Consider the following 25,941-nt stretch of genomic DNA (forward strand, 5'->3'; position numbering starts at 1 on the left):
AGACCGCTCTTAAACCATTGTGCGCAGCAGCGAAACAACAACTTCCCCATTTCGGGTATGATTCCTGATCCCGGCACCTAAACCGAACGGATATCTTCCAGAATGGAAAGCACCATCTGCTTCTTGTCGAGATTATAGGCCTGCGCCACGGTGATGCGTTCCGAAAGCGCCGAGGAAAGCCGCGCATGTCTTTCCGCCGCCGCGATATCGCCCTCCATCGCCGCCGCCCTTGCGCGCTCCATCAGCTCTTCCGTCACATGCTCCATGAAGAAGCCGAGGACGATGTCTCCGTCCTTCTGCGCGAGAATCTCCGCAAGCTTGTGCATCTGCTTGCGCGCGCCCGGCCCTTCGGCTCCCATGACCTCGGCAAAGGCCTCGACGATGTCCGAGCCGCCGTAATTCAGCAGCTTGAGCGACTGCGCGACGCTGCCCTTGGAGGCGGCAAGCAGGGCGTCGCGTTTTTCACCCGATGGGCTGATGCCGAGATGATCGAGCGATTGCACCATGGCCGCGTCGGAAAGCGGCAGGAGCCGGAGCGGCATGCAGCGCGAGCGGATGGTCGGCAGCAATTTTCCCGGCGCGTGCGACAGGACGAGGAACATCGCCCGCTTTGGCGGCTCCTCCAGTATTTTAAGGATCGCATTCGCGGCATTGCGGTTGAGATCGTCGGCGGGATCGATGATGACGATGCGCCAGTTGCCGGTGCCCGAGGTCTGCGAAAAAAAGTGCCCTGCCCGCCGCACCTCGTCCACGGTGATGGCTGATTTCACGCGGCCGGTCTTTTCGTCCACCGGACGGGTGAGATGCAGGAGATTATGCGAGGCCCCGGCGGTGATCTGCCGGCTGACCAGCGATTGCGGATCAGGATCAGCGAGAAAATCCGGCGCTAGCGATGGATCGGGATGACTGAGCACATGATTGGCGAAACGGAAGGCCAATGTCGCCTTGCCGATCCCCTCCGGCCCCTCGATCAGAATGGCATGATGGCCCTTGCCGGAGCGATAGGATTGCGTGAGAAACGCTTCCGCCTCTTCATGGCCAAAAAGCTTCGTGTTCTGCTGTGGCGCAATCGCGCCGTCGAGAACGCCCTGAACCTCACTCATGCGCCGCGCCCGCTGCTGTTCCCAGCTGTTCAAGCAAAGGCTCGACGAAGGACAGGACATCCTCCGCCACCTTTCCTTCCGGTTGGTCGGCATTGACGATCCGGCAGCGACGCGATTCGGCGAGCGCAATATCCAGATAGGCTTCCCGCCGCTTCTCGTGGGTTTCGATTTCCTCTTTCTCGAACCGATCAGGCGCAGCACCCTCATCCGCACGCTTTCTGGCGCGGGCGAGTCCCTTTTCGGCGGCGATATCGAAAATCAGTGTAAGTTCCGGCACGACGCCGTCAATTGCGATGCGTTGCAGGGTTTCGATGAATTCCGGCTCCAGATTGCCGGTCGTGCCCTGATAAACGCGAGAAGAATCGAGAAACCGGTCGCAGAGCACGATCTCGCCGCGCGCGAGCGCCGGGCGAATGACCTCTTCGACATGGTCGTTGCGGGCAGCCGCAAACAGGATCGCTTCCATGCGCACGCCGAAGGACTCGGCCGCACCCGACAGGATCACGTGCCGGACAGCCTCCGCGCCCGGCGAGCCACCCGGCTCACGCGTCACAATCACCTCGAAACCACGGCCGCGAAGCGCCTCGGCAAGGGTGCGAATCTGCGTCGACTTGCCGGCGCCTTCGCCGCCTTCGAAGCTGATGAACAATCCGGTCTTTTCGGCCAATGTCACGTCCTGCACGGGTTTTCTGGAATTCGAAATGCCTGTTTACAGCATCGAACCGAAATGTGTGAAGCGCTTTTCAGAAAAACCGGTGCCTGAACAAAAGCATAGGAACAAGGCGGTGCGTGGAGCAGGCTTTCAGAGCCAGAACAGCAGCAGTTCCTTCAGCGCACCCGTTGCATTCTGGGTAAGCGATCCCTTGCCGACCGCCGCCTTCGTATAAAGCGGAACCTCCCGCAACAGGCGCTCACCCGAAAAAATCCTGAGCGTTCCGGCATTTGCGCCAACGTCCAAAGGTGCATTCAGCGGCCAGCGATAGACGATTCGTCCGGAAATACGCTCCGGATTATTGACCGGCACCAGCACGCTGACATCTTCCTTCGGCGAAAGATCGATATGCGCGACATCGCCGCCATAGACGCTGACCGACCCGACAGCCTCGTCCTTGCTGAAAAGATGGCGTTTCTCAAAGGCCGTCAGGCCCCAGTCCACCACCCGGCGGGCTTCTTCCTGCCGCGTCTTGTCGTCCACGATGCCTGAAAGCGCCAGATAGACCCGGCGGCCTTCCCTCTCGGCCGAGACGACGGCGGCAAAACCGCTGCCTTCGGCAAAACCAAGCCCGAGACCATCGATACCGCTGCCCGGCATCAACAGCGTGTTTTTATTGCGCTGGAAAATCCGGTTCCATTCGAAATCCGGCTTGGTGAAAAGCCCGTAACGGTCGGGATAGGTGTCATGCAGATGCTGGGCAAGGCGCACCATGTCCCTGGCCGTCGTCTGGTTGCCGGGATCGGGAAGCCCCGTGGAATTGGTAAAGGTGCTGCGGCTCATGCCAAGTTCGCCCGCCCGCGCCGTCATGCGCTTGGCAAAGGCGGCATCCGAGCCCGTCATGCCTTCGGCGATGACAATGCAGCCATCATTGGCGTTCTGGACGATGATGCCGGTCAAGAGATCATTGATGCTGACGGAGGATTTCAGCGCCGCGAACATGGTCGAGGTGCGCGACGGCGCACCGCCCGTGCGCCAGGCATATTCCGAGACTGGATAAGCGGTCTCAGGCGTCACCTGCCCCTTGGACAGCGCATCCAGCACCACCTCCACCGTCATCAGCTTGGCGAGCGATGCAGGTGGAAAAGGCTGATTCTCATTCTGCGAAAGAAGCACCGTTCCCGTTTCGGCATCGATCATATAGGCCTGTTCGGCCTTGGCGATGAAGGGGGCTGTCTGTGATTGCGCCGGGCCTGCACTGAAAAACGCAAGCGCAGCCGCCGTGACGACCGAACAATAGGAGCGATGAATGGCCTTGCGCATGAAACCGCCCAGTCCTGCCTGCCGCAACCGGCTGCCCGCGATAAAGGCGAGAGGCCGGCCGTATCCTTCAATCCGTCAGCGCGACTTCGCCTGCTGACGCTTCACATGGGCGAGTATCGATTGCTCATTGAGCGCGCCACGATCGACGAGCACGCTGTCAAAGGCGCTCGCGGTCCTGGAAACCGTAGCAGATTCTTCGGAATAGGCCGCGGCAAATTTGGAAGACGGCGTCGGCACGCGCAGATAATTGCCGCCGGGGGCAGCCGGCTCACGCATGAAATTGCCTTCCGGACGCTCGGCCAGGATAGGGCCGATTTCCGGCAGGATCGCGAATTGTTCGAAAACCGGCGCCGGGCCATTGACCAGCGGCATGGCCTGAAGCGCCGCATTCTTCTTGGAACCGACGAGCGCCGTCTGGGTAGAGCCGCCATAATTCGGGTTGGAGGTGGGCGCGGGAACGAAATTCGGAGAGGCCGAAGCCACCATCACGCCCGTTGCGATCTGCCCTTCCGGTGCTACACCCGGCGAACGCGAACCCTTCGGAATGTAAGATGCCATCAGATAGGGCATGTCGTGACCGTCAAGCGGTGCGCGGCCGGCATATTGCACCCGCACATTCGCCGTTCCGGTGGCCTTCATGTCCAGAAGATCGGCCGTCTTGCTGGAAACGTCGATCAGGCGGCCTTCATGGAACGGTCCGCGATCGTTGACGCGCACCAGAACCGAAGCGCCATTCTCCATGTTGGTGATGCGCGCGTAGCTCGGCAGGGGAAATGTCGGATGTGCGGCAGAAAGATGTTCTTTGTCGTAGACTTCGCCATTGGCGGTCAGGCGACCATGAAAGGCGGAACCGTACCAGGAAGCAAGACCGGTCTTGTTGTAACCCGGCTCTTCCTTCGGGAAATAACGGCGGCCCTTGACGGTATAGGCATTGCCGACCAGCTCGCGCCCGCCGCCCTTGGGAATGCTTTTGCCATCGGCCACACGCGGGCTGGCTTTGACGCCATATTCGGATTCGGAAAAGTATTCCTTGCTGCGCTTGGGTTTAGGCTTGGTCTCGGACGTCGTGGAACACGATGCAGTCGCAGCGCAAAGCACGGAAATTGCGAGCCACTTCACGCCCGACCTGGCGTTGATGCCGAGTTTCTTGACCGAAGAATTCAAATCGTCTGCCCCACGCTGCTATTGGCTCGGAGAACCGCACCCTCACTTGCCTCGATAATTGCCCCTGCCATCGAAGCACCTAACAGTCGCTTAATCTTGTGCATAACGTGGCGAAAATGCGAACGACTTCTGCAAATTCGATAAAATTGTAACGAACGTGGTTAATGATTTCTATCTTTTAAGCCGATCTGTCGGGCCCAATCTACCCACCTCGGCCTCCCTTCCCGACCGCATGCTCAAGGAACAAATGGACGACGACCGCGTTTTCTCCCCGCAAACAACGAGCTTCCGCCGGTTTCGGCTGAGGGAGGAAACATGATCAAGTTTATGAAAACCACAGGTCTGGCGATTGGCATCGCCCTCGTATCCTTCGCCGCACCAATCCCTGCAGGTGCACAGGACATGGAGCTCAGAATCGGCCCTGACGGCGTTCGCCCCGTCATCCGAGATCGTGACCGGGATGTGGACCGCCGTGGCCCGCCCCGCATGCGCGGTTGCAGCGAACGCGAAGCCCGTGCCGCTGCCCGTGAGGCAGGTTTACGCGATCCCGAGGTCGTACGCGTCACGCCGGGTCGTGTCGTCGTTGAAGGCTTCACGCGCCGGGGACCGGATCGCATCACCTTCGCGAATGAACGGGGTTGTCCGGAAATCTGATCAAATTAGCCGCTCGGAACCCGCCGAAAGGCGGGTTTCCCATTCACGCCGATCTCCAGCCATTCCAAAGCAAAGCAACGCGATCGAAGCATCCTTCGTCGCTGCTCTTTTAGAATCATTTTCGGACTGAATGGCAGATGGGGTGGGATTCGAACCCACGGTACGCTCTCACGCACGCCGGTTTTCAAGACCGGTTCCTTAAACCACTCGGACACCCATCCATCGGTGGTGAGGCTTTATAGCGGTTTGAAAAAGGCCGTCAATCCCGCCCGGGCGAGCGGCGCCGTCCTTCTCTTTATGGTTGGCAGATCATTGCCCCGGGGTCGTTGCCGGCGGCAGCAGGGATCCGTCGCCTGAAGGTATCGACGGCACCTGCTGGGCCGAATCGAATAGCGTCAGGCTCAAAACAATTGCGATCAGCACTAGCAAAAGCGCCACGAAGAAAATTCCGGATTTATCCATGCGTCTGCTCATGTCACGTTATGTTAAAGGCGAATATGTGCAATTCGAGGCAATGCAAAGAATAAAGGGAAAGTCTGTCAAGTTGTCTTACAGATTTACCGAGCTCATCTTTTAAAAATCTGCTGATTGAACAAAATTTATGCGCGGGCGTACTGTTTGGGTCGGAAGTGGCCTATCGCGTCAGCACTCTTGTCACTTATATCAAGCCATCGCTCCCGGGCATTGCCCAACTTTCCCCGAGCGATCAACCTGCCCCGCCTATTTGCGGGGCTTTTTTTTATTTGCGATCACAGAAGCTGAAGCACGCCCGAGGGGCCGGCTACGCGCCAGACGTCCTCGCTTCAGACGCCGATACCCGGCCCGCCATTGCCATGCCGGCCGTCGCCGCGAAGAATATCCTCGAACAGGTTCAGCAGAGCGGGCGGCAAGGTGTCTGACAATTCCGCGATGATTTCATTGGCGCGATTATAGGAATAGATGGCGCAGAGTGTGAGCACCAGAAGCAGAATCCACGGCCAGATCGGTTTGCGCCTTTGCGGCGCTCCATCAGGTTGTTGCGGTAAAGTCATGCGGGCACCTCCCGTTCAGGCCTTCACGCGCGGCTCGCCTCCCGGCGCATAGGCGGTTTTCTGCAGGAAACGGAATATATTGCCGCACTGGGCGCAGCGGATCATGAAATCCGTCGGATCGCCCGAGACGCGCTCAGCGCGAAATCCCCTAGGCATTTCATCGATGCGAAAATCGACGTCCCGGCGGCTCTTGTCATCCGATTCCGACGCTTCGGCAAAACCCTGATGACCACATTTGGAACATTCGAGCTTCCGGGAATATCTGTCGCGCGCTGCCATATGTCGTCCTTTGCTTGGTGGTTATCAGGTAGCAGCGGCAAAACATCATTTCAATGCCGATCGCCTCAGGTTAAAGCTTTGCACGGCTATTTCCCGTCCCGGAAAATCATCCGGCGGCCAACCGAATATGGAAGTCCATGAAAGACCAGAAACCCCTGCTTTCATCGTCAGTCATGCTCCGGACCGCCCTCATCGCCGGAATTCTTCTCATCTTTCTCGGCGCGCTCAATGTCGGCATCAAATGGTACGGCGAGCGGATTCTCCAGGCGGGCCATACGACGGCCACCGAGGACGTGGAGATCGTCATCGGCAACGACCGGCTGAAGCTTGCGAAAAACACCCTACGAGCGCCTTCCGAGAGCCTCAGCGGAGAACGCGAACGCGTCGATCTTTATCTAAGCTGGCCGGACCTCAGGGGCTATGAGGATGCGAATCGCTCTGTTTTCGATGATCCGACGCAGGCTGCGGGGTTGATTTTCATCCAGCTTTCGCAAAGCACCATGTCGGAGGATATGTCCGGTCGCTTCGCGCCGATCTATTCACGCCTGACAGAGGGAGAGACGGTGCCGCTGAAGCACGGCCTCGTGCTGCACCGTCTGCGCGCCGATTCCGGCTACGGCAAGGAAGTCATATTGACGGGCGAGCGTGAGGGCGGCAACGCCTATGTGGTGCGCTGCCTCCTGCCGCAACCGCCGCAGGAGGCCACTGGCAGCGATTGCCAGAGGGATATTCACACCGGACAGGATCTCAGCCTGTTCTACCGTTTCTCCTCCGCCCTGTTGCCACAATGGCAAAAGCTGGATGCGGATGTGAAAAACTATATCGAGCGACGCCTCGTAAAAGACGGAAATCCGTGACACGGCACGGCACAGATTGTGTGCGAAAAGTCGCATTTTATGGAAGGCAGATACCTTTCATAAACCACTTGGTAACGCCATCCCGATAAAGTTTCGTCTCGGAGCATCGGGCGGGGCGTGTCCGAGCGGAACATAAATATGCGATTGAAGAGTTCAGCAGTGTTGAAAAGTCTATCTGGAGCACATTCGCGCAAAGCGGGTGCAACGTCTTTCGTGAGGTTTATTGCGTTAACCCTTGCTGCGGCGTTCATAACCGCAACATCCGTTCAGACCGCAAAGGCCGACCCGAAATATGCGGGTATCGTCATCGACGCCAAGACCGGCAAGGTCCTCTATGGTGAGGATCCTGACGGCCTGCGTTATCCAGCCTCGCTGACGAAGATGATGACGCTTTACCTGACGTTCGAAGCACTCAATACCGGACGCATCTCGCTTGATTCCAAGGTGCCGGTTTCCGCCAATGCCGCCAAGGAGCCGCCATCCAAGCTCGGCGTGCGCGCCGGCGGCAGCATCACCGTGGAACAGGCTATCCTTGCGCTCGTCACCCGTTCTGCAAATGACATGGCAACCGCGCTCGGCGAATATATCGGCGGCTCGGAAGACCGCTTTGCCAGAATGATGACCGCCAAAGCCCGTGCACTCGGCATGACCCGCACGACCTATCGCAACGCCAACGGCCTGCCCAACACGGCGCAGATGACGACGGCACGCGACCAGGCCCGCCTCGGCGTCGCCCTTCGCCAGCATTTTCCGCAATATTACGGCTATTTCTCCACCCGCACCTTCAACTTCGGCAAGCAGGTTATCGGCAACCATAACCGCCTCGTCGGAACCGTGAAGGGCGTGGATGGCATCAAGACGGGCTACACCCGCGCAGCCGGCAGCAACCTTGCCACGTCGGCGCAGATCGACGGTCGCTCGATCGTCGCTGTCGTTCTCGGCGGCCGTTCGAGTGCTGCCCGTGACGCGACCATGCGCAAGCTTGTTGCTACTTACCTGCCGCAGGCATCGCGCGGCGGCAACAGCAACCTGATCGCGCAGACGCGTTCTGCTCCGGTCGAAGAACCCGTTGCCGTGGCTGCAGCTGTGCCTTCCGTGGCCGTCGCAGCGACCGATTCCGGTCTTCCGCATGCAGGTCCCGTTCCGCAAACCCGTTACGAGGAAGCGCCGGTCACCGCCTTTGCGGGCTCCTCTTCCAATGCAGCCGTCAAGGCCATGGAAGCCGCCACCTGGCAGAAGGGCAAGGATCCGATTGCTCAGGCACCCGCTGCACCGGACCGCAAGTTGATCACCAACTCAACCAAGGTGGACAATATTACCACGGCGTCTGTCGCCTCCGCCCCTTCTGTTTCGGCTCGATCCGAGGCTCCGCAAGGCGGCTGGGTAATCCAGATCGGCGCATCACCGGACGAAAATTCCGCCCGCGGCCTGTTGCAGAACGCGCAGGAAAAAGGCGGCGCGGCATTGCGCTCCGCAAAACCCTTCACGGTCGCCTTCAGCAAGGACGGCTCCCAGATCTACCGCGCCCGTTTCGGCGGCTTTGATGGCCAGAACGCTGCGGTGAATGCATGTAATGTACTGAAAAAGAAAGGCGTCAGCTGCTGGGCGTCACTCCAGTAACTGATGTTTCCGCAGGCGGTGCTTCATTGTCGAAACATCGCCTGTCTCCTCGAATTGTGTAATGAGTAGCGAGGCTTTCCAAGATGGCAGTCAACGAGAATTATTCGGACATTGCGTCTGGCAATGGGCATGGCAGCCTGTCGGTTCTGCATCCCATTCACGAGGCGGCAATGCGTATCGCCGATCTCGGTCTCAACCGTTCCAAGGCAAAAACACGCGATCTCGTGGCGCTGCTTCTGTCGCATGGCGCCCGCGCCTGGCGCTCCAATCAGCCGGAAGCAAACATCCACCTTCATGTCGCGAGCCGTTCGGGTCGCGCTCCGGTCCATATTCGGATTCGCTGAAAATCAAACGTAGCTGATACGACAAAAGAAAAACCCCGCGGAGCCTGAGCACCGCGGGGTTTTTCTTGATTGGTACCCGAAGATGACGAGGCGGCTTACGCCTCGTTCTCCGGTGCCTCCGGCGTATCCGGCAGATCGTCGGCGGCATCTTCGCCATTACCGTTCTCTGCTTCGTCGTCGCCTTCCGGCTCGTTGATGCGCTCCACGGAAACCACCTTCTCATCCTTCGCGGTAGAGAAGATCGTCACACCCTTGGTGGCGCGGCTGGCGATGCGGATGCCGTTGACCGGCACGCGGATGAGCTGCCCGCCATCGGACACCAGCATGATCTGGTCGCCTTCGTCCACGGGGAAGGCCGCAACCAGTTCGCCGATCTCGTTGGTCTTCGAGGTGTCAGTGGCGCGGATACCCTTGCCGCCGCGGCCCGAGGTGCGGAAGTCGTAAGAGGAGGAGCGCTTGCCGAAGCCCTTCACGGAAACCGTCAGCACGAATTCTTCACGTGCCTTCAGTTCCTGATAACGCTCTTCGCTCAGTTCACCCTCTTCCGTCACTTCCTCGCCAACGAGTGCGATATCGTCCTCATCGACGCCTGCGGCACGCCGCTCAGCAGCCGAGCGCTTCAGATAGGCTGCACGCTCCCACGGCTCCGCTTCCACATGCCCGACAATGGTCATGGAGATGATGCGGTCGCCTTCGGCCATGTTGATGCCGCGCACGCCGACGGAGTTGCGGCCGGCAAAGACGCGCACATCGTCCACGGGGAAGCGGATGCACTGGCCGAGCGCGGTCGTCAGCAGCACGTCATCGCGGTCCGTACAGGTTTCGACGGAGAGGATTTCATCGCCCTCCTCGTCCAGCTTCATGGCGATCTTGCCATTGCGGTTGACCTGCACGAAATCGCCGAGCTTGTTGCGGCGAACCGTGCCGCGTGTCGTCGAGAACATCACGTCAAGCGTTTCCCAGGTGGTCTCATCCTCGGGCAACGGCATGATGGTGGTGATGCGCTCTCCGGGCTCCAGCGGCAACATGTTGATAAGGGCCTTGCCCTTGGACTGCGGCGTGCCGATCGGCAGACGCCAGACCTTTTCCTTGTAGACGATGCCACGCGAGGAGAAGAACAGTACCGGCGTATGGGTATTGGCAACAAAGAGGCGATTGACGAAATCCTCGTCGCGCGTCGCCATGCCAGAACGGCCCTTGCCGCCGCGACGCTGCGCCCGGTAGGTGGTCAGCGGCACACGCTTGATGTAGCCGAGATGCGAAACGGTGACGACCATGTCTTCGCGGGCGATGAGGTCCTCATCGTCCATGTCGGGGCCGCCCTCGACGATCTCGGAACGGCGCGGCGTGCCGAACTCGTTGCGGATCGCGATGAGCTCTTCCGTGACGATCTGCATGATGCGCAGGCGTGACGACAGGATCTCAAGATATTCGCTGATTTCCGCGCCGATCTTGTTCAGCTCGTCGCCGATTTCATCGCGACCAAGTGCGGTGAGGCGGGCAAGGCGCAATTCGAGAATGGCGCGCGCCTGCTCTTCGGAGAGATTGTAGGTGCCGTCTTCATTGATGCGGTGACGCGGATCGTCGATCAGACGGATCAGGCTTTCCACTTCCTGCGCCGGCCAGCGCCGGGTCATCAACTCCTCGCGGGCCGAAGCCGGATCGGGAGCGTGACGGATGACGCGGATGACCTCATCGATATTGGCGACGGAAATCGCCAGACCGACCAACACATGCGCACGCTCGCGCGCCTTGCGCAGCAGGTACTTCGTGCGGCGGCTGACGACATCCTCGCGGAAGGAGACGAAAGCGCGCAGCATGTCGAGCAGCGTCATCTGTTCCGGCTTGCCGCCGTTCAGCGCCACCATGTTGCAGCCGAAGGAGGTCTGCAGCGGTGTGTAGCGATAAAGCTGGTTCAGGATGACATCGGCATTGGCGTCGCGCTTCAGCTCGATGACGACGCGATAACCCTGGCGGTCGGATTCGTCGCGCAGGTCGGAAATGCCCTCGATGCGCTTTTCCTTGACCAGTTCGGCCATCTTCTCGATCATCGACGACTTGTTCACCTGATAGGGAACCTCGGTGATGATGATCTGCTCGCGGTCGCCACGCATCGGTTCGATGGTCGCGCGGCCGCGCATGATGACCGAACCGCGGCCCGTCTCGTAAGCTGAGCGGATGCCGGAGCGGCCCATGATCAGAGCACCGGTCGGGAAATCCGGGCCGGGAATGATCTGCATCAGTTCGGGCAGTTCGATCGCCGGATTTTCGATCAGCGCGATACAGCCGTCGATGACTTCGGACAGATTGTGCGGCGGAATATTGGTGGCCATGCCGACGGCGATGCCGCCTGCCCCGTTGACCAGGAGGTTCGGGAACTTGGCCGGAATGACGACCGGTTCCTGCAAGGTGCCGTCATAGTTGTCGCGGAAATCGACCGTTTCCTTGTCGAGATCGTCGAGCAGCGAATGGGCGGCCTTTTCCAGACGGCATTCGGTATAACGTTCGGCCGCCGGCGGATCCCCGTCGATGGAGCCGAAGTTACCCTGCCCGTCGATCAGTGGCAGGCGGAGCGACCAGTCCTGCGCCATACGCGCCAGCGCGTCATAAATCGCCGAATTGCCGTGCGGATGGAATTTACCCATCACGTCACCGGTAACGCGGGCGCATTTGACGTATTTCTTGTTCCAGTCGATGCCGAGTTCGGACATGCCGTAAAGAATACGGCGATGAACCGGCTTCAGGCCGTCTCGCACATCGGGAAGCGCGCGGGAAACGATAACGCTCATGGCGTAATCGAGATACGACCGCTGCATTTCCTCCATGATGGAAATCGGTTCAATGCCTGGCGGAAGTTTTCCGCCGCCGGGGGGGCTCTGGTCAGTCAAAACGGATCACATTCTCTGTTAAGAATCGGATGGATTTTTATAGCGGAAACAGCCACGTTAAGCCAATTTCCCGGCGAGTTTTGAACAGTCTTTTGCGTCATTTGCAAGACATACACCGCTTTTCGCCATTTAGGTCAGCAAAAGCGTCGCCACTCCCTTTTAAAGCGATTGCGACTTGCGTAGTCTCACGCGCAAAAAGGCAATAAGCGGGGAAAAAATGGCCAGCAGCGAAACGCTCATCAACGCGCTTACCACACTTCTGGTCACACTCGATCCGCCGGGTCTCGCCCCCGTCTTCCTGGCGCTCACCGCCGGCATGAACCGCGACCAGCGCAGCCAGGTGGCGCTGCGCGGTTCCATCATCGCCTTCGGCATTCTCGCCGTCTTCGCGCTCTTCGGCCTTGCGATCCTCAACCTGCTCGGCATTTCGCTCGGCGCCTTCCGCATCGCCGGCGGCCTTCTGCTGTTCTGGATCTCCTTCGAGATGATTTTCGAGAAGCGCCAGGAACGCAAGGAAAAGACTTCCGAAATCGCCATCACCAAGGACCACCTCCACAATCTGGCGGTCTTTCCGCTGGCGTTGCCCCTGATCGCCGGACCGGGCGCCATTTCCGCCACCGTGCTGCTTGCCGGCTCAATGAAGACCACCGTCGAGATGGTGGTGCTCATCCTGATCCTCGCTTTCGCCATGGCCCTTGTTTATGCCGCGCTCATCGTTTCGGAGCGGATGGACCGCTTTCTCGGCAATACCGGCCGCGCGATCCTTACCCGACTGCTCGGCGTTCTGCTTGCGGCGCTTTCCGTGCAATTCGTGGTCGATGGCATAAAATCGGCCTTCGCGTTCTGAGCCGCTTCGCGACACTAGCGCAATAAATTCCCGCCAACCGCTGAAATGCCAGAAAATCCTCCCTTTAAATCCGTCCTTTGCTTCGGCTAAAAGACGCATGTTTTTTCGGATTCGAAAGTTATCTCCATGCGTTCCACGCTGCGCCGCCTCATCCCGGATGCCGCACCCGTCAGCAACAGGGAAAGGCTACGCTCCGCAACCGGCGCCTTTGTCGGCATCCTGCTGACCGGCCTTTTGGGAAGTCTCGCTCTCCGTTTCGATCCCACCCTGCCAGCCATGATCGCGCCGATGGGCGCTTCGGCCGTGCTTTTGTTTGCCGTGCCCTCCAGCCCGCTGGCGCAGCCATGGTCGATCCTCTGCGGCAACCTCGTTTCGGCTTTCGTTGGTGTGACCGTGGCGCTGTTGGTTCCGGATTTGTTTCTTGCCAGCGCGCTCGCCATCAGCCTCGCCATCGCCGCCATGATGGCGCTGCGCTGCCTGCACCCGCCAAGCGGTGCTGTCGCACTGACTGCCGTCCTCGGCGGCCCTGCCGTGCACAGCCTCGGCTATGGTTTCCTGCTGTGGCCGGTCGCCGGAAATTCGCTGATCCTTCTTGCTTTGGCCCTCGCCTATAACAATGCCACCGGTCGCGCCTATCCGCACGGCCTGAAGCTCGGCAAGGCCGCCCACGGCACCACGGATCCGACACCCATCCAGAAAATCGGCTTTTCCTCCACCGATCTCGACGAGGTGCTGAAGGAATATGACGAGTTCATCGATATCGACCGCGATGCGCTGGAAACCATCCTGCGCAGGACCGAGTTGCGTTCCTACCGGCGTCGCGCGCTGCATCTCGATTGCGAAAGCGTCATGTCGCGGGACGTGGTCGGCGTTGCTCCTGACGACAGCCTGCGCCACGCCCATGCGCTGATGCACAGCCATCATGTCAAGGCGCTGCCCGTCACCAATGACAGGGCCGAAATCGTCGGCATCGTCACCCAGACGGACTTTCTGGAAAAGGCGAGCTGGAGAAACGGTCGTCCCTCCATCGGTTTCCTGCAGCGGCTGCGCCTCATCCTCTCAGGCGCAAGCGCACCCAATGATACGGTCAAGGACATCATGACATCACCGGTGAAAACCGTGCGACCGGAAACCTCCATCGAGGAAGCCATCATCCGCTTTGCGGAGGAAGGGCTGCATTATCTGCCGGTGATCGATGCCAGGGGCAAGATGGTGGGCATCGTGTCGCAATCCGATGTCATGGTCGCGATGCTGGCGGACAAAGTCGCGGCATAGCTTGCCGCGACGTGGAAGTATCCTCCTCTCAGGAGGAACCGGCAAAGCCTGAAGTCAGCGTCTCGCCTTCAGGAGGCGCTGCCACAGCGTACCGCCGAAGAACCGACCGAGTACGACAAAATAGGCGATGATCAGCGCGAAGGCGATAAAGGCGGGCGCGCCGTTGAGGGCAAAACCTTCGGGCGTTCGCCCACCCGCGACCGTCGCGACCAGAAATCCGGCGGCGAAAAACGCCGTCCAGAAATCGAGGAAAAAAGCAAGAATGATGCGCCAGGTGGCGGGCTGTTTCGGCTGCACGGTTTCGTCAGTCAAGCTCACCTCCTGTCACGCGTTTCTTGATCCACCGTCCGATCAGAACGGGATGTCGTCGTCCATGTCATTGGAGAAGCCGCCGGCGGGCTGGCTGCCGCCACGGGCAGAGCCGCCGCGCGACGAGGACTGCTGGTCGTAACCGCCGCCATAGCTGGAGCCGCCGCCGCTGCCATAATCGTTGCCGCCGCCGAAATCGCCACCGCCGCTGCGGGCAGCACCGCCGCCCTCGCCGCGACCGTCAAGCATGGTCAGCGTGGAGTTGAAGCCCTGCAGCACGATTTCGGTGGAGTAACGGTCGTTACCGGTCTGGTCCTGCCATTTGCGGGTCTGCAGCTGGCCTTCGATATAGAGCTTGGCGCCCTTCTTGACATATTGCTCGACGACCTTGCACAGGCCTTCGTTGAAAACCACGACGGTGTGCCATTCGGTCTTTTCCTTGCGCTCGCCGCTATTGCGGTCACGCCAGGTCTCCGAGGTGGCGATGCGCAGGTTGGCGATGGGGCGGCCATCCTGCGTCCGGCGGATTTCGGGATCAGCGCCCACGTTCCCGATCAGAATTACCTTGTTTACGCTACCAGCCATCTCGTCATCCTGTCCGCCGGCCATCATGACCGGCAATTGCATTTCAAAAAATTTGCCACACAATAGCTGCCGCCGCCCGCAAAGGGCACCGCAAGCATGGAACTATCCACAAAGAATAATCTTAAGCTGCGGGAGCGGACATTCGCGCTTGCATTTCGTTCCTTTTTTGTTCTATTAAATCGCAGATTTCGAGTCAAGCTTTCCGAAAAGCTGCGACCGAGAGGGAATAGACCTCGACACACCCGGCTGCGTCACTACATAAGGACGCGCTGCCATCAAGCCTGTTATTTTTGTCCGAGCCTTGTCATGAGTGAACTGAAGACGATTTCCATCCGTGGCGCCCGCGAGCATAACCTCAAGGGCATCGATCTGGATTTGCCGCGCAACAAGCTGATCGTCATGACCGGCCTTTCCGGCTCGGGCAAGTCTTCGCTTGCCTTCGATACGATCTATGCCGAAGGCCAGCGCCGTTATGTCGAAAGCCTCTCGGCCTATGCGCGCCAGTTCCTGGAGATGATGCAGAAGCCGGATGTCGACCAGATCGACGGCCTGTCGCCGGCAATCTCCATCGAGCAAAAGACCACCTCGCGCAACCCGCGCTCCACGGTCGGCACGGTCACCGAGATCTACGATTATATGCGCCTTCTCTTCGCGCGTGTCGGTGTCCCCTATTCGCCAGCCACCGGCCTGCCGATCGAAAGCCAGACTGTCAGCCAGATGGTCGATCGCATTCTCGCTTTCGAGGAAGGTACGCGTCTTTATATTCTTGCGCCGATAGTCCGCGGCCGCAAAGGCGAATATAAGAAGGAACTCGCCGATCTGATGAAGAAGGGCTTCCAGCGCGTCAAGGTGGATGGCCAGTTCTACGAAATCGCCGACGTTCCTGCTCTCGACAAGAAATACAAGCACGACATCGACGTGGTGGTCGATCGCGCCGTCGTGCGCCCGGACATGGCAGCACGCCTTGCCGACAGTCTCGAGACCTGCCTCAAGCTCGCCGACGGGCTGGCGATTGCGGAATTTGCTGACAAGCCTTTGCCACCGGAAGAAACCGCCGCTGGCGGCTCCGCCAACAAGTCGCTCAACGAGACCCATGAGCGGGTGCTGTTTTCGGAAAAATTCGCCTGCCCCGTTTCCGGCTTCACCATTCCGGAAATCGAGCCCCGGCTGTTCTCCTTCAACAACCCCTTCGGCGCCTGCCCGAGCTGCGATGGCCTTGGCTCGCAGCAGAAGGTGGATGAAAACCTGATCGTTCCGGAACCGGCACGAACGCTGCGGGACGGCGCGATAGCTCCCTGGGCCAAATCATCCTCGCCCTATTACAACCAGACGCTGGAAGCACTCGGCAAGGCCTTCGGTTTCAAACTCTCGAGCAAATGGTCGGACCTTTCGAAGGACGCACAGAACGCCATCCTGCAGGGCACCGAGGAAAAGATCGAATTCAACTACCAGGACGGCGCCCGCTCCTACAAGACGGTGAAGAATTTCGAAGGCATCGTGCCCAATCTGGAGCGTCGCTGGAAAGAGACCGACAGCGCCTGGGCGCGTGAGGAAATCGAACGCTACATGTCGGCGGCCCCCTGCCCGGCCTGCGCCGGTTATCGCCTGAAGCCGGAAGCGCTCGCCGTCAAGATCAACAAGCTGCATATTGGTGAAGTCACCCAAATGTCGATCCGCATGGCGCGCGACTGGTTTGAAGTGCTGCCGGAAAACCTCAACGCCAAGCAGAACGAAATCGCAGTCCGCATCCTCAAGGAAATCCGCGAGCGCCTGCGCTTCCTCAATGATGTCGGACTGGATTATCTCAGCCTGTCGCGCAATTCCGGCACGCTTTCCGGCGGTGAAAGCCAGCGTATCCGTCTGGCCTCGCAGATCGGCTCGGGCCTGACGGGCGTTCTCTATGTTCTCGACGAGCCGTCAATCGGCCTGCACCAGCGCGACAACGCCCGCCTGCTCGATACGCTGAAACATCTGCGCGATATCGGCAATACTGTCATCGTGGTCGAACATGACGAAGACGCCATTCTGACGGCCGATTATGTCGTCGATATCGGCCCGGCCGCCGGCATTCATGGCGGTCAGGTGATTGCCGAAGGATCACCGCAGGAGGTGATGGCCAATCCGAAATCGCTGACCGGCAAATATCTTTCGGGCGAACTCGGCGTCGCCGTGCCGGCTGAGCGTCGCAAGCCCAAGAAGGGCCGCGAAATCAAGGTGTTTGGCGCGCGCGGCAACAACCTGAAGAATGTCACGGCAGCTGTGCCGCTCGGTGTTTTCACTGCCGTAACCGGCGTTTCGGGCGGCGGCAAATCCACATTCCTGATCGAGACGCTTTATAAATCGGCGGCGCGCCGGGTGATGGGTGCGCGCGAAATCCCGGCCGAGCACGACCGCATCGATGGTTTCGAATTCATCGACAAGGTGATCGATATCGACCAGTCGCCGATTGGCCGCACGCCGCGTTCCAACCCGGCCACCTATACCGGTGCGTTCACGCCGATCCGCGACTGGTTCGCCGGTCTGCCGGAAGCCAAGGCGCGCGGTTACGCGCCGGGCCGTTTCTCCTTCAACGTCAAGGGCGGCCGCTGCGAGGCCTGCCAGGGCGATGGCGTCATCAAGATCGAGATGCACTTCCTGCCTGACGTTTACGTCACCTGCGATGTCTGCCACGGCAAGCGTTATAATCGCGAGACGCTTGACGTCACCTTCAAGGGCAAATCCATCGCCGACGTGCTGGATATGACGGTGGAGGAAGGCGTGGAATTCTTCGCCGCCGTGCCGGCTGTGCGCGACAAGCTGCAATCGCTTTTCGATGTCGGCCTCGGTTATATCAAGGTCGGCCAGCAGGCCAATACGCTCTCCGGCGGCGAAGCGCAGCGCGTCAAGCTCGCCAAGGAACTGTCCAAGCGCTCCACCGGTCGCACGCTCTACATTCTCGACGAGCCGACGACCGGCCTGCATTTCCACGATGTCAACAAGCTGCTCGAAATGCTGCATGCGCTTGTGGAACAGGGTAATTCCGTCGTGGTGATCGAGCACAATCTCGAAGTCATCAAGACGGCGGACTGGATCATCGATATCGGGCCTGAAGGCGGCACGGGCGGCGGCGAAGTGGTGGCGACCGGTACGCCGGAAGACATCGTGAAAGTCGAGCGTTCCTATACCGGTCACTTCCTGAAGGAGCTTCTGGAGCGCCGGCCGGCCGGAAAACGGGAGGCTGCGGAGTAATCCGCAGCTTTCGTCGCAAAGGTTCGAAAGGCCGAAGGCCGGAGGAGGAATAACACATGTCGACATCAGGCACGATCCGCACCGGTATCGGCGGCTGGACCTTCGAGCCCTGGGAAGGCACTTTTTACCCCGAAAAATTGCCGAAGAAGCGCCAATTGGAGCACGCCAGCCGGCAGCTCACGGCCATTGAGGTGAACGGCACCTATTACAGCAGCCAGAAACCGGAGACCTTCGCCAAATGGGCTTCCGAAGTACCCGAGGATTTCGTCTTCTCGCTAAAGGCAAGCCGCTTTGTCACCAACCGCAGGGTTCTGGCCGAGGCCGGTGAATCGATGACGAAGTTCCTGACGCAGGGGCTGACGGAACTCGGGTCCCACCTCGGCCCGATCCTCTGGCAATTCGCGCCGACAAAAAAATTCGACGCGGAGGATTTCGGCGCATTTCTGGCGCTCCTGCCCGAGAAGCAGGACGGTATCCGTCTTCGCCATGTCGTCGAGGTGCGCAACCCGACATTTCAGGTTCCGGAATTCATCGATCTTCTCGCCAAGCACAAGGTCGCCGTCGTCTGCGCCGACCATCATGACTATCCGATGCTGCCTGACGTGACGGCCGATTTCGTCTATTGCCGCCTGCAGAAGGGCGAGGACGACATCAAGACCTGTTATCCGAAAAAAGAAATCGACCACTGGGCCGAGCGGGTAAAGACCTATGCAAAGGGTGGCGTGCCGGACGATCTGCCGCTGATCGCACCGGAGCGAAAAGTCGAAATGACCCCGCGCGACGTCTTCGCTTTCTTCATCACCGGCGGCAAGGTCAATGCGCCCAATGGTGCGCAGGAACTGCAAAAGGCGGTCTGAGCGCTTTCAGCCCGCCATTTCCTTCGTCGAGCTGAAATCGATGGTCGCGAAAGCGGCCTCGATCACCTCCGGGCCAGCCCCCAGCCGGGTGGCATCGCTGGAGAGGATTTGCCGGAAACGGCGCGCGCCGGGCATGCCCTGAAACAGTCCGACCATATGGCGAGTGACGTGGTTGAGACGTCCACCCGCGGCGATATAGTCGGCGGCATAGGCCATCATGGCGTCACGCAGCGCCATCCAGTTCGGCTGCCGGGCCTCTTCGCCATAGATGCGATGGTCGACATCGGCAAGGATGGACGTGTTGTGATAGGCCGCCCGGCCGAGCATCACACCATCCATATGTTGGAGGTGCCCGCTCGCCTGATCGAGATCGGCGATACCGCCATTGATGCCGACAAAGACGTCAGGGTTTTCCCGCTTCATGCGATAGACGAGATCATAATCGAGCGGCGGCACTTCGCGGTTTTCCTTCGGCGAAAGCCCTTGCAGCCAGGCTTTTCGCGCATGAACCCAGACGGCGTCCGCGCCTGCCGCAACAACCCGCTTCAGAAAATCCGGCAAAACCGCTTCCGGCTGCTGATCATCCACGCCGATCCGGCATTTCACCGTAACCGGCACGCGGGCGACAGCCTTCATTGCCGAGACACATTGCGCCACCACATCAGGCTCGCGCATCAGGCATGCACCAAAGGTACCAGATTGCACCCGATCCGAGGGACAGCCGACATTGAGATTGATCTCATCATAGGCGTAGTCCCCGGCGATCCGCACCGCTTCGGCAAGCTTGGCCGGATCAGACCCGCCAAGCTGCAGGGCGACGGGATGCTCCTGAGGATGATAGCCGAGCAGCCTGTCACGCTGACCATGGATGATGGCGTCGGCGACGATCATTTCGGTATAAAGCAGCGCGCGCTTCGACAATTGCCGGTGCAGAAATCTGCACCTCGTGTCGGTCCAGTCGATCATCGGGGCCACGGCGAAGATTTTTTCGCCGCTTGCAAGCGCTTGTCTGTACATGGATTAACCTCTTTGCGCCGGCTTCTACAGCAAAGGACCGTAAAAAGCCAGTTTTGCAGGCAGGGTCATTTTGAACTGGAAATCGCCCCGGAATCGCGGGACAAGAATTGCACCCAAAAAAGACGACAGGAAATCCACATGGCCGCCACCGTCATCCCCGCTCCAAAACCCGTTCTCCTGCCCGTTGAAGGCACGGGCGACCTGTTCCCCGTACGGCGGGTCTATTGTGTCGGCCGCAATTATGCCGATCACGCCATAGAGATGGGCCATGACCCCTCGCGCGAGCCGCCCTTCTATTTCCAGAAAAACCCGGACAATCTGCTGCCCGCAGGACGGGATTTTCCCTATCCGCCGCTGTCATCCAATGTGCATTATGAAGTCGAATGCGTCGTGGTGCTGAAAAGCGGCGGTTCCGATATTCCGGCGGCCGAGGCGCTGAACCATGTCTGGGGTTACGCCGTCGGCATAGACATGACCCGTCGGGACCTTCAGGACGGTCTTAAGAAGATGGGGCGCTCCTGGGAAGGCGCGAAGGCTTTCGAATATTCCGCGCCGATTTCGGCCATCGTCCCCGCAGACAAGATCGGCCATCCCGCTACCGGTGCGATCTGGCTCGACGTCAATGGCGAACGCAGACAGACGGGCGACCTCGCCCAGATGATCTGGAAAGTGCCGGAAGTGATTGCCGAGCTTTCCAAGCTGTTCACGCTTGCCGCCGGTGACGTCATCATGACCGGCACACCGGCCGGCGTCGGCCCCATCGTGCGCGGCGACCGGATCGAATGCGGCGTCGAGGGTGTCGGCACGCTTGCCGTGACGGTTGCCTGAAGGCAGTCAGAAAAAACCAAAAGGGAGGACACCACCATGCCGCTTTACCGCCTTGCCGACCGGGTGCCGCAGACCCCTACCCCGGATAGCTACTGGGTAGCGCCCGACGCCAATGTCATCGGCTCGGTCACGCTCGGCGAGGATGTCGGCATCTGGTTCGGCGCAACGCTGCGCGGCGATAACGAGCCGATCAGCGTCGGGCGCGGCACCAATATTCAGGAAGGCGTGATGGTGCACAGTGATCCCGGCTTTGCCGCTGTCATCGGCGAAATGTGCACCATCGGCCACCACGCCATCGTACATGGCTGCACCATCGGCGATAATTCGCTCATCGGCATGGGGGCGACAATCCTGAACGGCGCAAAGATCGGCCGCAACTGCCTCGTTGGCGCCAATGCGCTGGTGACGGAGGGCAAGGAATTCCCGGACAATTCCCTGATTGTCGGCTCGCCGGCGCGCGCCATCCGGACGCTGGACGATGAAGCCGTCGCAGGGCTCCGCCGCTCGGCGGAAAAATACATCGAAAACTGGAAGCGTTTTTCGAAGGATCTGGCGATCGTCGAGGGATAGGAAACGGCGGGCATCCACGCCCGCCCCGCCTCGAGACTAAGCCGAGCAGGCGGCGCAGAGACCGCGAATTTCAATGGTTGTCTTTTCCGCCTTGAACTTGCTGTCCTTTACCCAGCGCTCAAGGCGGTGGTCGATCTCATGATCGTGAAACTCCGTCACCTGCCCGCAGGATTCGCAGATGGCGAAAGCGACAGTCCCATGGTGGTGCGAGCAGCACTCCGCCTGCGTATGGGTGCAGGCAACAAAGGCGTTGAGGCTCTCAAGCCGGTGCACGAGACCAAATTCCACCAGCTTTTCCAGCGCCCGATAAACCTGCAGCGGCGCGCGAAAACCATCGTCCCGCAGCTTGTCGAGGATCATATAGGCGCTGAGCGGCTGATGCGCATTTGAGAGGGCATTCATGACCAGCGACTGGTTTTTGGTGAGGTTCTGCTGGGTCTGCACATTCATGACTTGCCTCCTTCATCCGCGGCGCGGGAAAAACCCGGCGCCGGCAACAGGCTTATAACGAAGAGGATCACCGCGGCAACCACGATGGAAGGGCCGGACGGCGTATCGTAGGTGAGCGAGCCGAACAGGCCGCCGACAACTGCAACCGCACCGATCAGCGAAGCCACCACCGCCATCACCTCAGGCGTCGCGGAAAAACGTCTGGCAGTGGCAGCCGGTATGATGAGCAGCGAGGTAATGAGCATGATGCCGACCACCTTCATGGCAATGGCGATCACCAGCGCCATCAAGAGCGTAAAGATCAGCTTCGCGCGCTCCGGGTTCAACCCCTCTGCCTCAGCCAATTCTGTATTGACGGTGGAGGCGAGCAGCGACCGCCACAGGAAGACCATGGAAACGATGACCACCAGCCCACCGCCCCAGATCAGGGCGATATCGCTGCGGGTAACAGCGAGAATATCGCCAAACAGGAACGAGACGAGGTCGATACGCACCCAGCTCATGAAAGCGACGATGACAAGACCGATCGCCAGCGCCGAATGGGACAATATGCCAAGGAGTGCATCGGAGGAGAGAGCCTGCCGGCGTTGCAGGAAAATCAAAAGGATCGAAACGGCCGATGCCACCAGAAAAACGCTGACGATGAGGTTGAGCTGCAACAGCAGCGACAGCGCGACGCCGAGCAGCGCCGAATGGGCCATCGTATCACCGAAATAGGCCATGCGCCGCCAGACGACGAAACAGCCGAGAGGACCGGCAGTGAGCGCGACACCGATACCGGCGACCATGGCGCGAACGAAGAAATCGTCAAACATAGCGCTCTCCCTGCCGCTGGCTGGAGGAAGTATGGCCCTCATGCTCATGCTGATGGCCGCAGCCGCATTCGCCATGGTCGTCATGATGGTGGCCATGGTCATGCATATGGTGGTGGCCGTCCTCGGGGTGGCAATGATCGGTCACCGAACCATCCGCATGCTGCACCCGGCCATCGGGCAAATGGGTATGATCGTGATGGTGGCTATAGACGGCAAGCGCCTTGGCTGCCGAGCCGCCGAACAGCCGCATATATTCCGGGCTCTGGCTCACCGCCTGTGGCGTGCCCCGGCAGCAGACATGGCCGTTCAGGCATATGACGGTGTCGGTTTCCGCCATCACCACATGCAGGTCATGCGAGATTAACAGAATTCCGCAATTATTTGAATTTCTGATATTTTTTATCAGATCATAGAGAGCAATCTCACCGGAGAAATCGACACCCTGCACGGGCTCGTCAAGAACCAGCAGATCGGGCTTACGGGCGATGGCGCGGGCCAGAAGCGCGCGCTGGAACTCGCCGCCGGAAAGGTGCTGGACCTCGGCGTTGGCGAGATGCGCAATGCCAGTCGCATTCAGCGCCGCGTCGATTTCACGGGCTGGCAGCGGCCCGGTCAGCGTCATTAGCCGGCGCACCGAAAGCGGCATGGTCCAATCAACGGAGAGCTTCTGCGGCACATAACCAACCCTCAGACCGGCAATGCGCGAGACCTCGCCCTCGGTCGGCTTCACCACACCGATCGCCATTTTTGCGCTCGTTGATTTGCCGGAACCGTTCGGCCCGATCAGCGTGACGATCTCGCCTTTGCTGACGGAAAACTCCACGCCGCGCACCAGCCAGCGGCCGTTGCGCTGCACGCCGGCATTGGCAAGGGAAACCAGTATCTCGTTGCCCCGATGGGCGGAATGAAGCATGGGATTGTCCGTTCGGCGATGTTGCTTACCGCTATTGCATACGTTATAGAGTAACGCAATAAATGTAATAACATAACTATACTTCTTCAAGTGGAGTGCATTTCATGAAATCGTTCCTGATCCCGCTCATGGCATCGGTGGCTATCGCAGCCGCCGCTTCCGGCGCCACCGCCGCGCCCGATGTCGTGGTCTCGATCAAGCCCATCCATTCCCTCGTCGCCGCAATCATGCGGGGCGTCGGTGAACCGCAGCTCATCGTCGACGGCGCGGCCTCACCGCACACCTATAATCTCAGACCGTCCAATGCGCGCAAGCTGGAAAAGGCCGATGTGGTCTTCTGGGTTGGGCCAGGCCTTGAAGCATTTCTGGAAAAGCCGCTGGAAGCGCTTGCCAGCAAGGCAACCGTGGTGGAGCTGGAAGACGCCAAGGGGCTGGAGAAGCTGCCCTTCCGCGAAGGCGGCCCCTTTGAAGCACATGACCATGGCGACGAAGGCCATGATGCGCATGACGACCACGCCGAAGAGGAAGGCGCACACGATCATGGACACGACCATGCGGAAGGTCACGGGGACCACGATCATGGCGCATACGACACCCATCTCTGGCTAGATCCCGCCAATGCCAAGGCCATGGCGCAGACGATAGAAACCGCGCTGATTGCAGCCGATGCCGGCAATGCCGCGACCTATCAGGCCAATACCAAAAAACTGATCGACGATCTCGATGCGCTCGATGCCGAACTCAAGGAAACGGTCAAGCCGGTGAAGGACAAGCCCTTCATCGTCTTCCACGATGCCTATCAGTATTTCGAGCATCGTTACGGCGTGAAGACGGCGGGATCGATCACCGTCAGCCCCGAAACCCTGCCAGGTGCTGACCGTGTCAAACAGATGCAGGAAAAGGTTCGCCAGCTCGGCGCAACCTGCGTCTTCGCTGAACCGCAATTCGAGCCGAAGCTGATTTCGGTCATCACCGAGGGTACTGCAGCAAAATCGGCGACGCTCGACCCGGAGGCAGCGACGCTGGAGCCCGGTCCCGATCTCTATTTCAAGCTGATGCGCGGCATTGCGGGCTCTCTGAAGGATTGCCTGTCCTGATGCGTATTGTCGTGCGCTGACGCCCCGGCTGTCATTCCGGGTTTTTAGCCGAAAGCCAGTCAGCGCACGATAAAAATATCATTTATACCAACATCTTACGCTAACATATTAAAGTCAAACTTTAAAAAAGTCGCGAACGCAACGGGGTCAAGACTTGCAGCACGTATTGCGAAGCGAGCCATCTACGGCTTCGGCGCCATCGAAGACCAGACCGGGCTGCTGATGCTCTGCAAGGTTTCCGGCGGCGCGCCGTTGATGCGCGCCAGAAGGGCCTTTGCAAGCTCCCTGCCCGCCAGTTTGATATCCTCATTGACGGTGTGGATCTGCGGCTTGATCCAGTTCAGGAACTCCGCGGACTGTTTCGAAACGATATCGATATCCTCACCGATCCTCACACCCGCCGCCTCGAAGCCGGCCACCAGCGCGATGGTGCTGCTACCGCTGATCGAAACGATACCGTCGGGGCGGTCATCCGACTGCATCAGCCGCTGACCGAAATCGCGGATTTTCTCAAGCGGCGTTTCGATGGTGATGGCGTCCAGCGGAAATTCGGTGAGACCAAAATCCCTGATCCCCCTGTTGAACCCCTTGCGGGCGTGATCGTGGAACGAAAACCGCGATGGCGGCACGATGACGGCGATCCTTTTGCGTCCGCATTGCGCCAGCCGCTCGACCGCCTCATAGGCATAGGCCTCATTGTCGAAATCATGAAAGGCGTGTTCGATACCCATATCCGAACGCCCATGGGTGACGAAGGGCATGTTACGCTCAGTCATGAAACGGACGCGTGGATCGTTAGGCTCGATCTTCGAAATAATGACCCCATCCGCAGAACCGGTATCGAGAATATAGCGGATCGGCACCATGGAATCCTTGGCATGGATGTGGGGCGTCACGACCAGATGATATTGTGTCGTAGAAAGAACCTCGGTGATACCAAATACCATCTGGCTGGTGAAACCCATCAGCTCTTCATCGACACTCAGAACAAGGGCAATCACATTGGTCTTGCCGGTGCGAAGGCGCACGCCCGCGCGGTTTGGCTGGTAGCCGATCTGCCGGGCAATCAGCCGCACGCGCTCCTTGGTTTCAGCACCGATGTCAGGCGCATCCTTCAGCGCGCGCGAGACGGTGGTGATGCCGAGACCCGTCATATAGGCGATTGTCTTCAAGGTCGGGCGCTCGCCCGTCGTTGCAGGAGTTTCGCCCCCGCCGGATTTGCCAGTATCGTTCAT

The 25,941-nt window shown here is 59.6% G+C and carries 26 protein-coding genes and 1 tRNA gene; 11 read left to right on the top strand and 16 right to left on the bottom strand.

Annotation, left to right across the window (positions count from 1 at the left end; all coding sequences use genetic code 11):
• Nucleotides 1-77 precede the first annotated feature (77 nt).
• The 4 genes from V6S97_RS02935 to V6S97_RS02950 form a co-directional block, all read right to left on the bottom strand.
• Nucleotides 78-1,103 (bottom strand): DNA polymerase III subunit delta', encoded by a 1,026-nt coding sequence (locus tag V6S97_RS02935; protein WP_003502726.1) that lies wholly within the window; start codon nt 1,101-1,103, stop codon nt 78-80.
• Nucleotides 1,096-1,770, bottom strand: a complete 675-nt coding sequence (gene tmk, locus V6S97_RS02940; RefSeq protein WP_035212427.1) for a dTMP kinase — start codon at nt 1,768-1,770, stop codon at nt 1,096-1,098. The genes V6S97_RS02935 and tmk overlap by 8 nt, the downstream gene beginning before the upstream one ends.
• 135 nt (nt 1,771-1,905) lie before the next feature.
• On the bottom strand, nt 1,906-3,078 hold the full coding sequence (locus tag V6S97_RS02945) for a D-alanyl-D-alanine carboxypeptidase family protein (protein WP_087743916.1): 1,173 nt from the start codon (nt 3,076-3,078) through the stop codon (nt 1,906-1,908).
• 75 nt (nt 3,079-3,153) lie between these two features.
• Complete coding sequence (locus V6S97_RS02950) at nt 3,154-4,242, bottom strand: septal ring lytic transglycosylase RlpA family protein (protein ID WP_099085419.1); 1,089 nt, start codon at nt 4,240-4,242, stop codon at nt 3,154-3,156.
• 315 nt (nt 4,243-4,557) lie between these two features.
• Between V6S97_RS02950 and V6S97_RS02955 the strand changes: the two genes are divergently transcribed.
• Nucleotides 4,558-4,896, top strand: a complete 339-nt coding sequence (locus V6S97_RS02955; protein WP_020012516.1) for a hypothetical protein — start codon at nt 4,558-4,560, stop codon at nt 4,894-4,896.
• Between the two features lie 131 nt (nt 4,897-5,027).
• Here the strand turns inward: V6S97_RS02955 and V6S97_RS02960 are convergent.
• The 4 genes from V6S97_RS02960 to V6S97_RS02975 form a co-directional block, all read right to left on the bottom strand.
• Nucleotides 5,028-5,117 (bottom strand) — tRNA-Ser (locus tag V6S97_RS02960).
• A gap of 88 nt (nt 5,118-5,205) precedes the next feature.
• A complete protein-coding gene (locus tag V6S97_RS02965; RefSeq protein WP_003502736.1) occupies nt 5,206-5,358 on the bottom strand; it encodes a hypothetical protein in 153 nt (50 codons plus the stop codon).
• Between the two features lie 341 nt (nt 5,359-5,699).
• Nucleotides 5,700-5,927: a hypothetical protein gene (locus V6S97_RS02970; RefSeq protein ID WP_003502740.1), complete on the bottom strand. Its 228-nt coding sequence runs from the start codon at nt 5,925-5,927 to the stop codon at nt 5,700-5,702.
• A 15-nt stretch (nt 5,928-5,942) separates the two neighbouring features.
• The gene (locus V6S97_RS02975; RefSeq protein ID WP_003502742.1) at nt 5,943-6,206 is read right to left on the bottom strand and encodes a hypothetical protein; all 264 of its coding nucleotides are present in this window, start codon (nt 6,204-6,206) and stop codon (nt 5,943-5,945) included.
• A 137-nt stretch (nt 6,207-6,343) separates the two neighbouring features.
• On the opposite strand from V6S97_RS02975, the gene V6S97_RS02980 reads away from it, so the two are divergent.
• From V6S97_RS02980 to V6S97_RS02990, 3 genes are all read left to right on the top strand, one after another.
• Nucleotides 6,344-7,063, top strand: a complete 720-nt coding sequence (locus tag V6S97_RS02980) for a hypothetical protein (protein ID WP_334426062.1) — start codon at nt 6,344-6,346, stop codon at nt 7,061-7,063.
• 138 nt (nt 7,064-7,201) lie between these two features.
• On the top strand, nt 7,202-8,683 hold the full coding sequence (locus tag V6S97_RS02985) for a D-alanyl-D-alanine carboxypeptidase family protein (RefSeq protein WP_080570138.1): 1,482 nt from the start codon (nt 7,202-7,204) through the stop codon (nt 8,681-8,683).
• Nucleotides 8,684-8,766: 83 nt separating this feature from the next.
• On the top strand, nt 8,767-9,027 hold the full coding sequence (locus V6S97_RS02990) for a hypothetical protein (RefSeq protein ID WP_003502750.1): 261 nt from the start codon (nt 8,767-8,769) through the stop codon (nt 9,025-9,027).
• Between the two features lie 95 nt (nt 9,028-9,122).
• Here the strand turns inward: V6S97_RS02990 and gyrA are convergent, their stop codons facing one another.
• Entirely contained in the window at nt 9,123-11,915 is a 2,793-nt protein-coding gene (gyrA, locus tag V6S97_RS02995) for a DNA gyrase subunit A (RefSeq protein WP_060724999.1), read from the bottom strand.
• Between the two features lie 217 nt (nt 11,916-12,132).
• On the opposite strand from gyrA, the gene V6S97_RS03000 reads away from it, so the two are divergent.
• Complete coding sequence (locus tag V6S97_RS03000; protein ID WP_003502754.1) at nt 12,133-12,762, top strand: MarC family protein; 630 nt, start codon at nt 12,133-12,135, stop codon at nt 12,760-12,762.
• Nucleotides 12,763-12,888: 126 nt separating this feature from the next.
• On the top strand, nt 12,889-14,037 hold the full coding sequence (locus V6S97_RS03005; protein ID WP_334426063.1) for an HPP family protein: 1,149 nt from the start codon (nt 12,889-12,891) through the stop codon (nt 14,035-14,037).
• 54 nt (nt 14,038-14,091) lie between these two features.
• On the opposite strand, the gene V6S97_RS03010 is transcribed toward V6S97_RS03005, so the two are convergent.
• Together V6S97_RS03010 and V6S97_RS03015 are read right to left on the bottom strand one after the other, a co-directional pair.
• Entirely contained in the window at nt 14,092-14,355 is a 264-nt protein-coding gene (locus V6S97_RS03010; protein WP_223564850.1) for a hypothetical protein, read from the bottom strand.
• 33 nt (nt 14,356-14,388) lie between these two features.
• Complete coding sequence (locus tag V6S97_RS03015; protein ID WP_003502762.1) at nt 14,389-14,973, bottom strand: single-stranded DNA-binding protein; 585 nt, start codon at nt 14,971-14,973, stop codon at nt 14,389-14,391.
• Between the two features lie 264 nt (nt 14,974-15,237).
• Here V6S97_RS03015 and uvrA point away from each other — a divergent pair, with 264 nt between their 5' ends.
• Together uvrA and V6S97_RS03025 are read left to right on the top strand one after the other, a co-directional pair.
• Nucleotides 15,238-18,159 (top strand): excinuclease ABC subunit UvrA, encoded by a 2,922-nt coding sequence (gene uvrA, locus V6S97_RS03020; protein WP_003502764.1) that lies wholly within the window; start codon nt 15,238-15,240, stop codon nt 18,157-18,159.
• Between the two features lie 56 nt (nt 18,160-18,215).
• Nucleotides 18,216-19,016 (top strand): DUF72 domain-containing protein, encoded by an 801-nt coding sequence (locus V6S97_RS03025; RefSeq protein ID WP_003502766.1) that lies wholly within the window; start codon nt 18,216-18,218, stop codon nt 19,014-19,016.
• Nucleotides 19,017-19,022: 6 nt separating this feature from the next.
• Here the strand turns inward: V6S97_RS03025 and dusA are convergent, their stop codons facing one another.
• The gene (gene dusA, locus V6S97_RS03030) at nt 19,023-20,033 is read right to left on the bottom strand and encodes a tRNA dihydrouridine(20/20a) synthase DusA (RefSeq protein WP_003502768.1); all 1,011 of its coding nucleotides are present in this window, start codon (nt 20,031-20,033) and stop codon (nt 19,023-19,025) included.
• 138 nt (nt 20,034-20,171) lie between these two features.
• On the opposite strand from dusA, the gene V6S97_RS03035 reads away from it, so the two are divergent.
• Complete coding sequence (locus V6S97_RS03035; RefSeq protein ID WP_003502771.1) at nt 20,172-20,861, top strand: fumarylacetoacetate hydrolase family protein; 690 nt, start codon at nt 20,172-20,174, stop codon at nt 20,859-20,861.
• Nucleotides 20,862-20,897: 36 nt separating this feature from the next.
• A complete protein-coding gene (locus V6S97_RS03040) occupies nt 20,898-21,431 on the top strand; it encodes a gamma carbonic anhydrase family protein (protein ID WP_003502773.1) in 534 nt (177 codons plus the stop codon).
• Between the two features lie 36 nt (nt 21,432-21,467).
• Here V6S97_RS03040 and zur read toward each other — a convergent pair whose 3' ends face one another.
• Genes zur through znuC form a run of 3 tightly spaced genes read right to left on the bottom strand, consistent with a single transcriptional unit; the run spans nt 21,468 to nt 23,609 of the window.
• Nucleotides 21,468-21,881 carry a zinc uptake transcriptional repressor Zur gene (zur, locus tag V6S97_RS03045; RefSeq protein ID WP_003502775.1) on the bottom strand — a complete coding sequence of 138 codons (414 nt, stop codon included), beginning with the start codon at nt 21,879-21,881 and terminating at the stop codon, nt 21,468-21,470.
• Nucleotides 21,878-22,696, bottom strand: a complete 819-nt coding sequence (gene znuB / locus V6S97_RS03050) for a zinc ABC transporter permease subunit ZnuB (protein ID WP_003502777.1) — start codon at nt 22,694-22,696, stop codon at nt 21,878-21,880. Before znuB ends, zur begins: the two co-directional genes overlap by 4 nt.
• Nucleotides 22,689-23,609 carry a zinc ABC transporter ATP-binding protein ZnuC gene (gene znuC, locus V6S97_RS03055; RefSeq protein ID WP_334426066.1) on the bottom strand — a complete coding sequence of 307 codons (921 nt, stop codon included), beginning with the start codon at nt 23,607-23,609 and terminating at the stop codon, nt 22,689-22,691. Before znuC ends, znuB begins: the two co-directional genes overlap by 8 nt.
• Before the next feature lie 104 nt (nt 23,610-23,713).
• Between znuC and znuA the strand changes: the two genes are divergently transcribed.
• Nucleotides 23,714-24,706, top strand: coding sequence for a zinc ABC transporter substrate-binding protein ZnuA (gene znuA / locus V6S97_RS03060; protein ID WP_112977605.1), 993 nt, complete (start codon nt 23,714-23,716; stop codon nt 24,704-24,706).
• Between the two features lie 182 nt (nt 24,707-24,888).
• Here the strand turns inward: znuA and V6S97_RS03065 are convergent, their stop codons facing one another.
• A complete protein-coding gene (locus tag V6S97_RS03065) occupies nt 24,889-25,941 on the bottom strand; it encodes a LacI family transcriptional regulator (RefSeq protein ID WP_003502783.1) in 1,053 nt (350 codons plus the stop codon).

This window comes from Agrobacterium sp. CCNWLW155, from assembly GCF_036888815.1.
Taxonomy (GTDB): Bacteria; Pseudomonadota; Alphaproteobacteria; order Rhizobiales; family Rhizobiaceae; genus Agrobacterium; species Agrobacterium radiobacter.

Excerpts from the sequence above, each read along its gene's own strand:
- V6S97_RS02935 (WP_003502726.1), bottom strand. The coding sequence starts at position 1,103 with ATGAGTGAGGTTCAGGGCGTTCTCGACGGCGCGATTGCGCCACAGCAG.
- V6S97_RS02945 (WP_087743916.1), bottom strand. The coding sequence starts at position 3,078 with ATGCGCAAGGCCATTCATCGCTCCTATTGTTCGGTCGTCACGGCGGCT.
- V6S97_RS02955 (WP_020012516.1), top strand. The coding sequence starts at position 4,558 with ATGATCAAGTTTATGAAAACCACAGGTCTGGCGATTGGCATCGCCCTC.
- V6S97_RS02965 (WP_003502736.1), bottom strand. The coding sequence starts at position 5,358 with ATGGATAAATCCGGAATTTTCTTCGTGGCGCTTTTGCTAGTGCTGATC.
- V6S97_RS02970 (WP_003502740.1), bottom strand. The coding sequence starts at position 5,927 with ATGACTTTACCGCAACAACCTGATGGAGCGCCGCAAAGGCGCAAACCG.
- V6S97_RS02975 (WP_003502742.1), bottom strand. The coding sequence starts at position 6,206 with ATGGCAGCGCGCGACAGATATTCCCGGAAGCTCGAATGTTCCAAATGT.
- V6S97_RS02980 (WP_334426062.1), top strand. The coding sequence starts at position 6,344 with ATGAAAGACCAGAAACCCCTGCTTTCATCGTCAGTCATGCTCCGGACC.
- V6S97_RS02985 (WP_080570138.1), top strand. The coding sequence starts at position 7,202 with ATGCGATTGAAGAGTTCAGCAGTGTTGAAAAGTCTATCTGGAGCACAT.
- V6S97_RS02990 (WP_003502750.1), top strand. The coding sequence starts at position 8,767 with ATGGCAGTCAACGAGAATTATTCGGACATTGCGTCTGGCAATGGGCAT.
- V6S97_RS03000 (WP_003502754.1), top strand. The coding sequence starts at position 12,133 with ATGGCCAGCAGCGAAACGCTCATCAACGCGCTTACCACACTTCTGGTC.
- V6S97_RS03005 (WP_334426063.1), top strand. The coding sequence starts at position 12,889 with ATGCGTTCCACGCTGCGCCGCCTCATCCCGGATGCCGCACCCGTCAGC.
- V6S97_RS03015 (WP_003502762.1), bottom strand. The coding sequence starts at position 14,973 with ATGCAATTGCCGGTCATGATGGCCGGCGGACAGGATGACGAGATGGCT.
- uvrA (WP_003502764.1), top strand. The coding sequence starts at position 15,238 with ATGAGTGAACTGAAGACGATTTCCATCCGTGGCGCCCGCGAGCATAAC.
- V6S97_RS03025 (WP_003502766.1), top strand. The coding sequence starts at position 18,216 with ATGTCGACATCAGGCACGATCCGCACCGGTATCGGCGGCTGGACCTTC.
- dusA (WP_003502768.1), bottom strand. The coding sequence starts at position 20,033 with ATGTACAGACAAGCGCTTGCAAGCGGCGAAAAAATCTTCGCCGTGGCC.
- V6S97_RS03035 (WP_003502771.1), top strand. The coding sequence starts at position 20,172 with ATGGCCGCCACCGTCATCCCCGCTCCAAAACCCGTTCTCCTGCCCGTT.
- V6S97_RS03040 (WP_003502773.1), top strand. The coding sequence starts at position 20,898 with ATGCCGCTTTACCGCCTTGCCGACCGGGTGCCGCAGACCCCTACCCCG.
- zur (WP_003502775.1), bottom strand. The coding sequence starts at position 21,881 with ATGAATGTGCAGACCCAGCAGAACCTCACCAAAAACCAGTCGCTGGTC.
- znuB (WP_003502777.1), bottom strand. The coding sequence starts at position 22,696 with ATGTTTGACGATTTCTTCGTTCGCGCCATGGTCGCCGGTATCGGTGTC.
- znuC (WP_334426066.1), bottom strand. The coding sequence starts at position 23,609 with ATGCTTCATTCCGCCCATCGGGGCAACGAGATACTGGTTTCCCTTGCC.
- znuA (WP_112977605.1), top strand. The coding sequence starts at position 23,714 with ATGAAATCGTTCCTGATCCCGCTCATGGCATCGGTGGCTATCGCAGCC.
- V6S97_RS03065 (WP_003502783.1), bottom strand. The coding sequence starts at position 25,941 with ATGAACGATACTGGCAAATCCGGCGGGGGCGAAACTCCTGCAACGACG.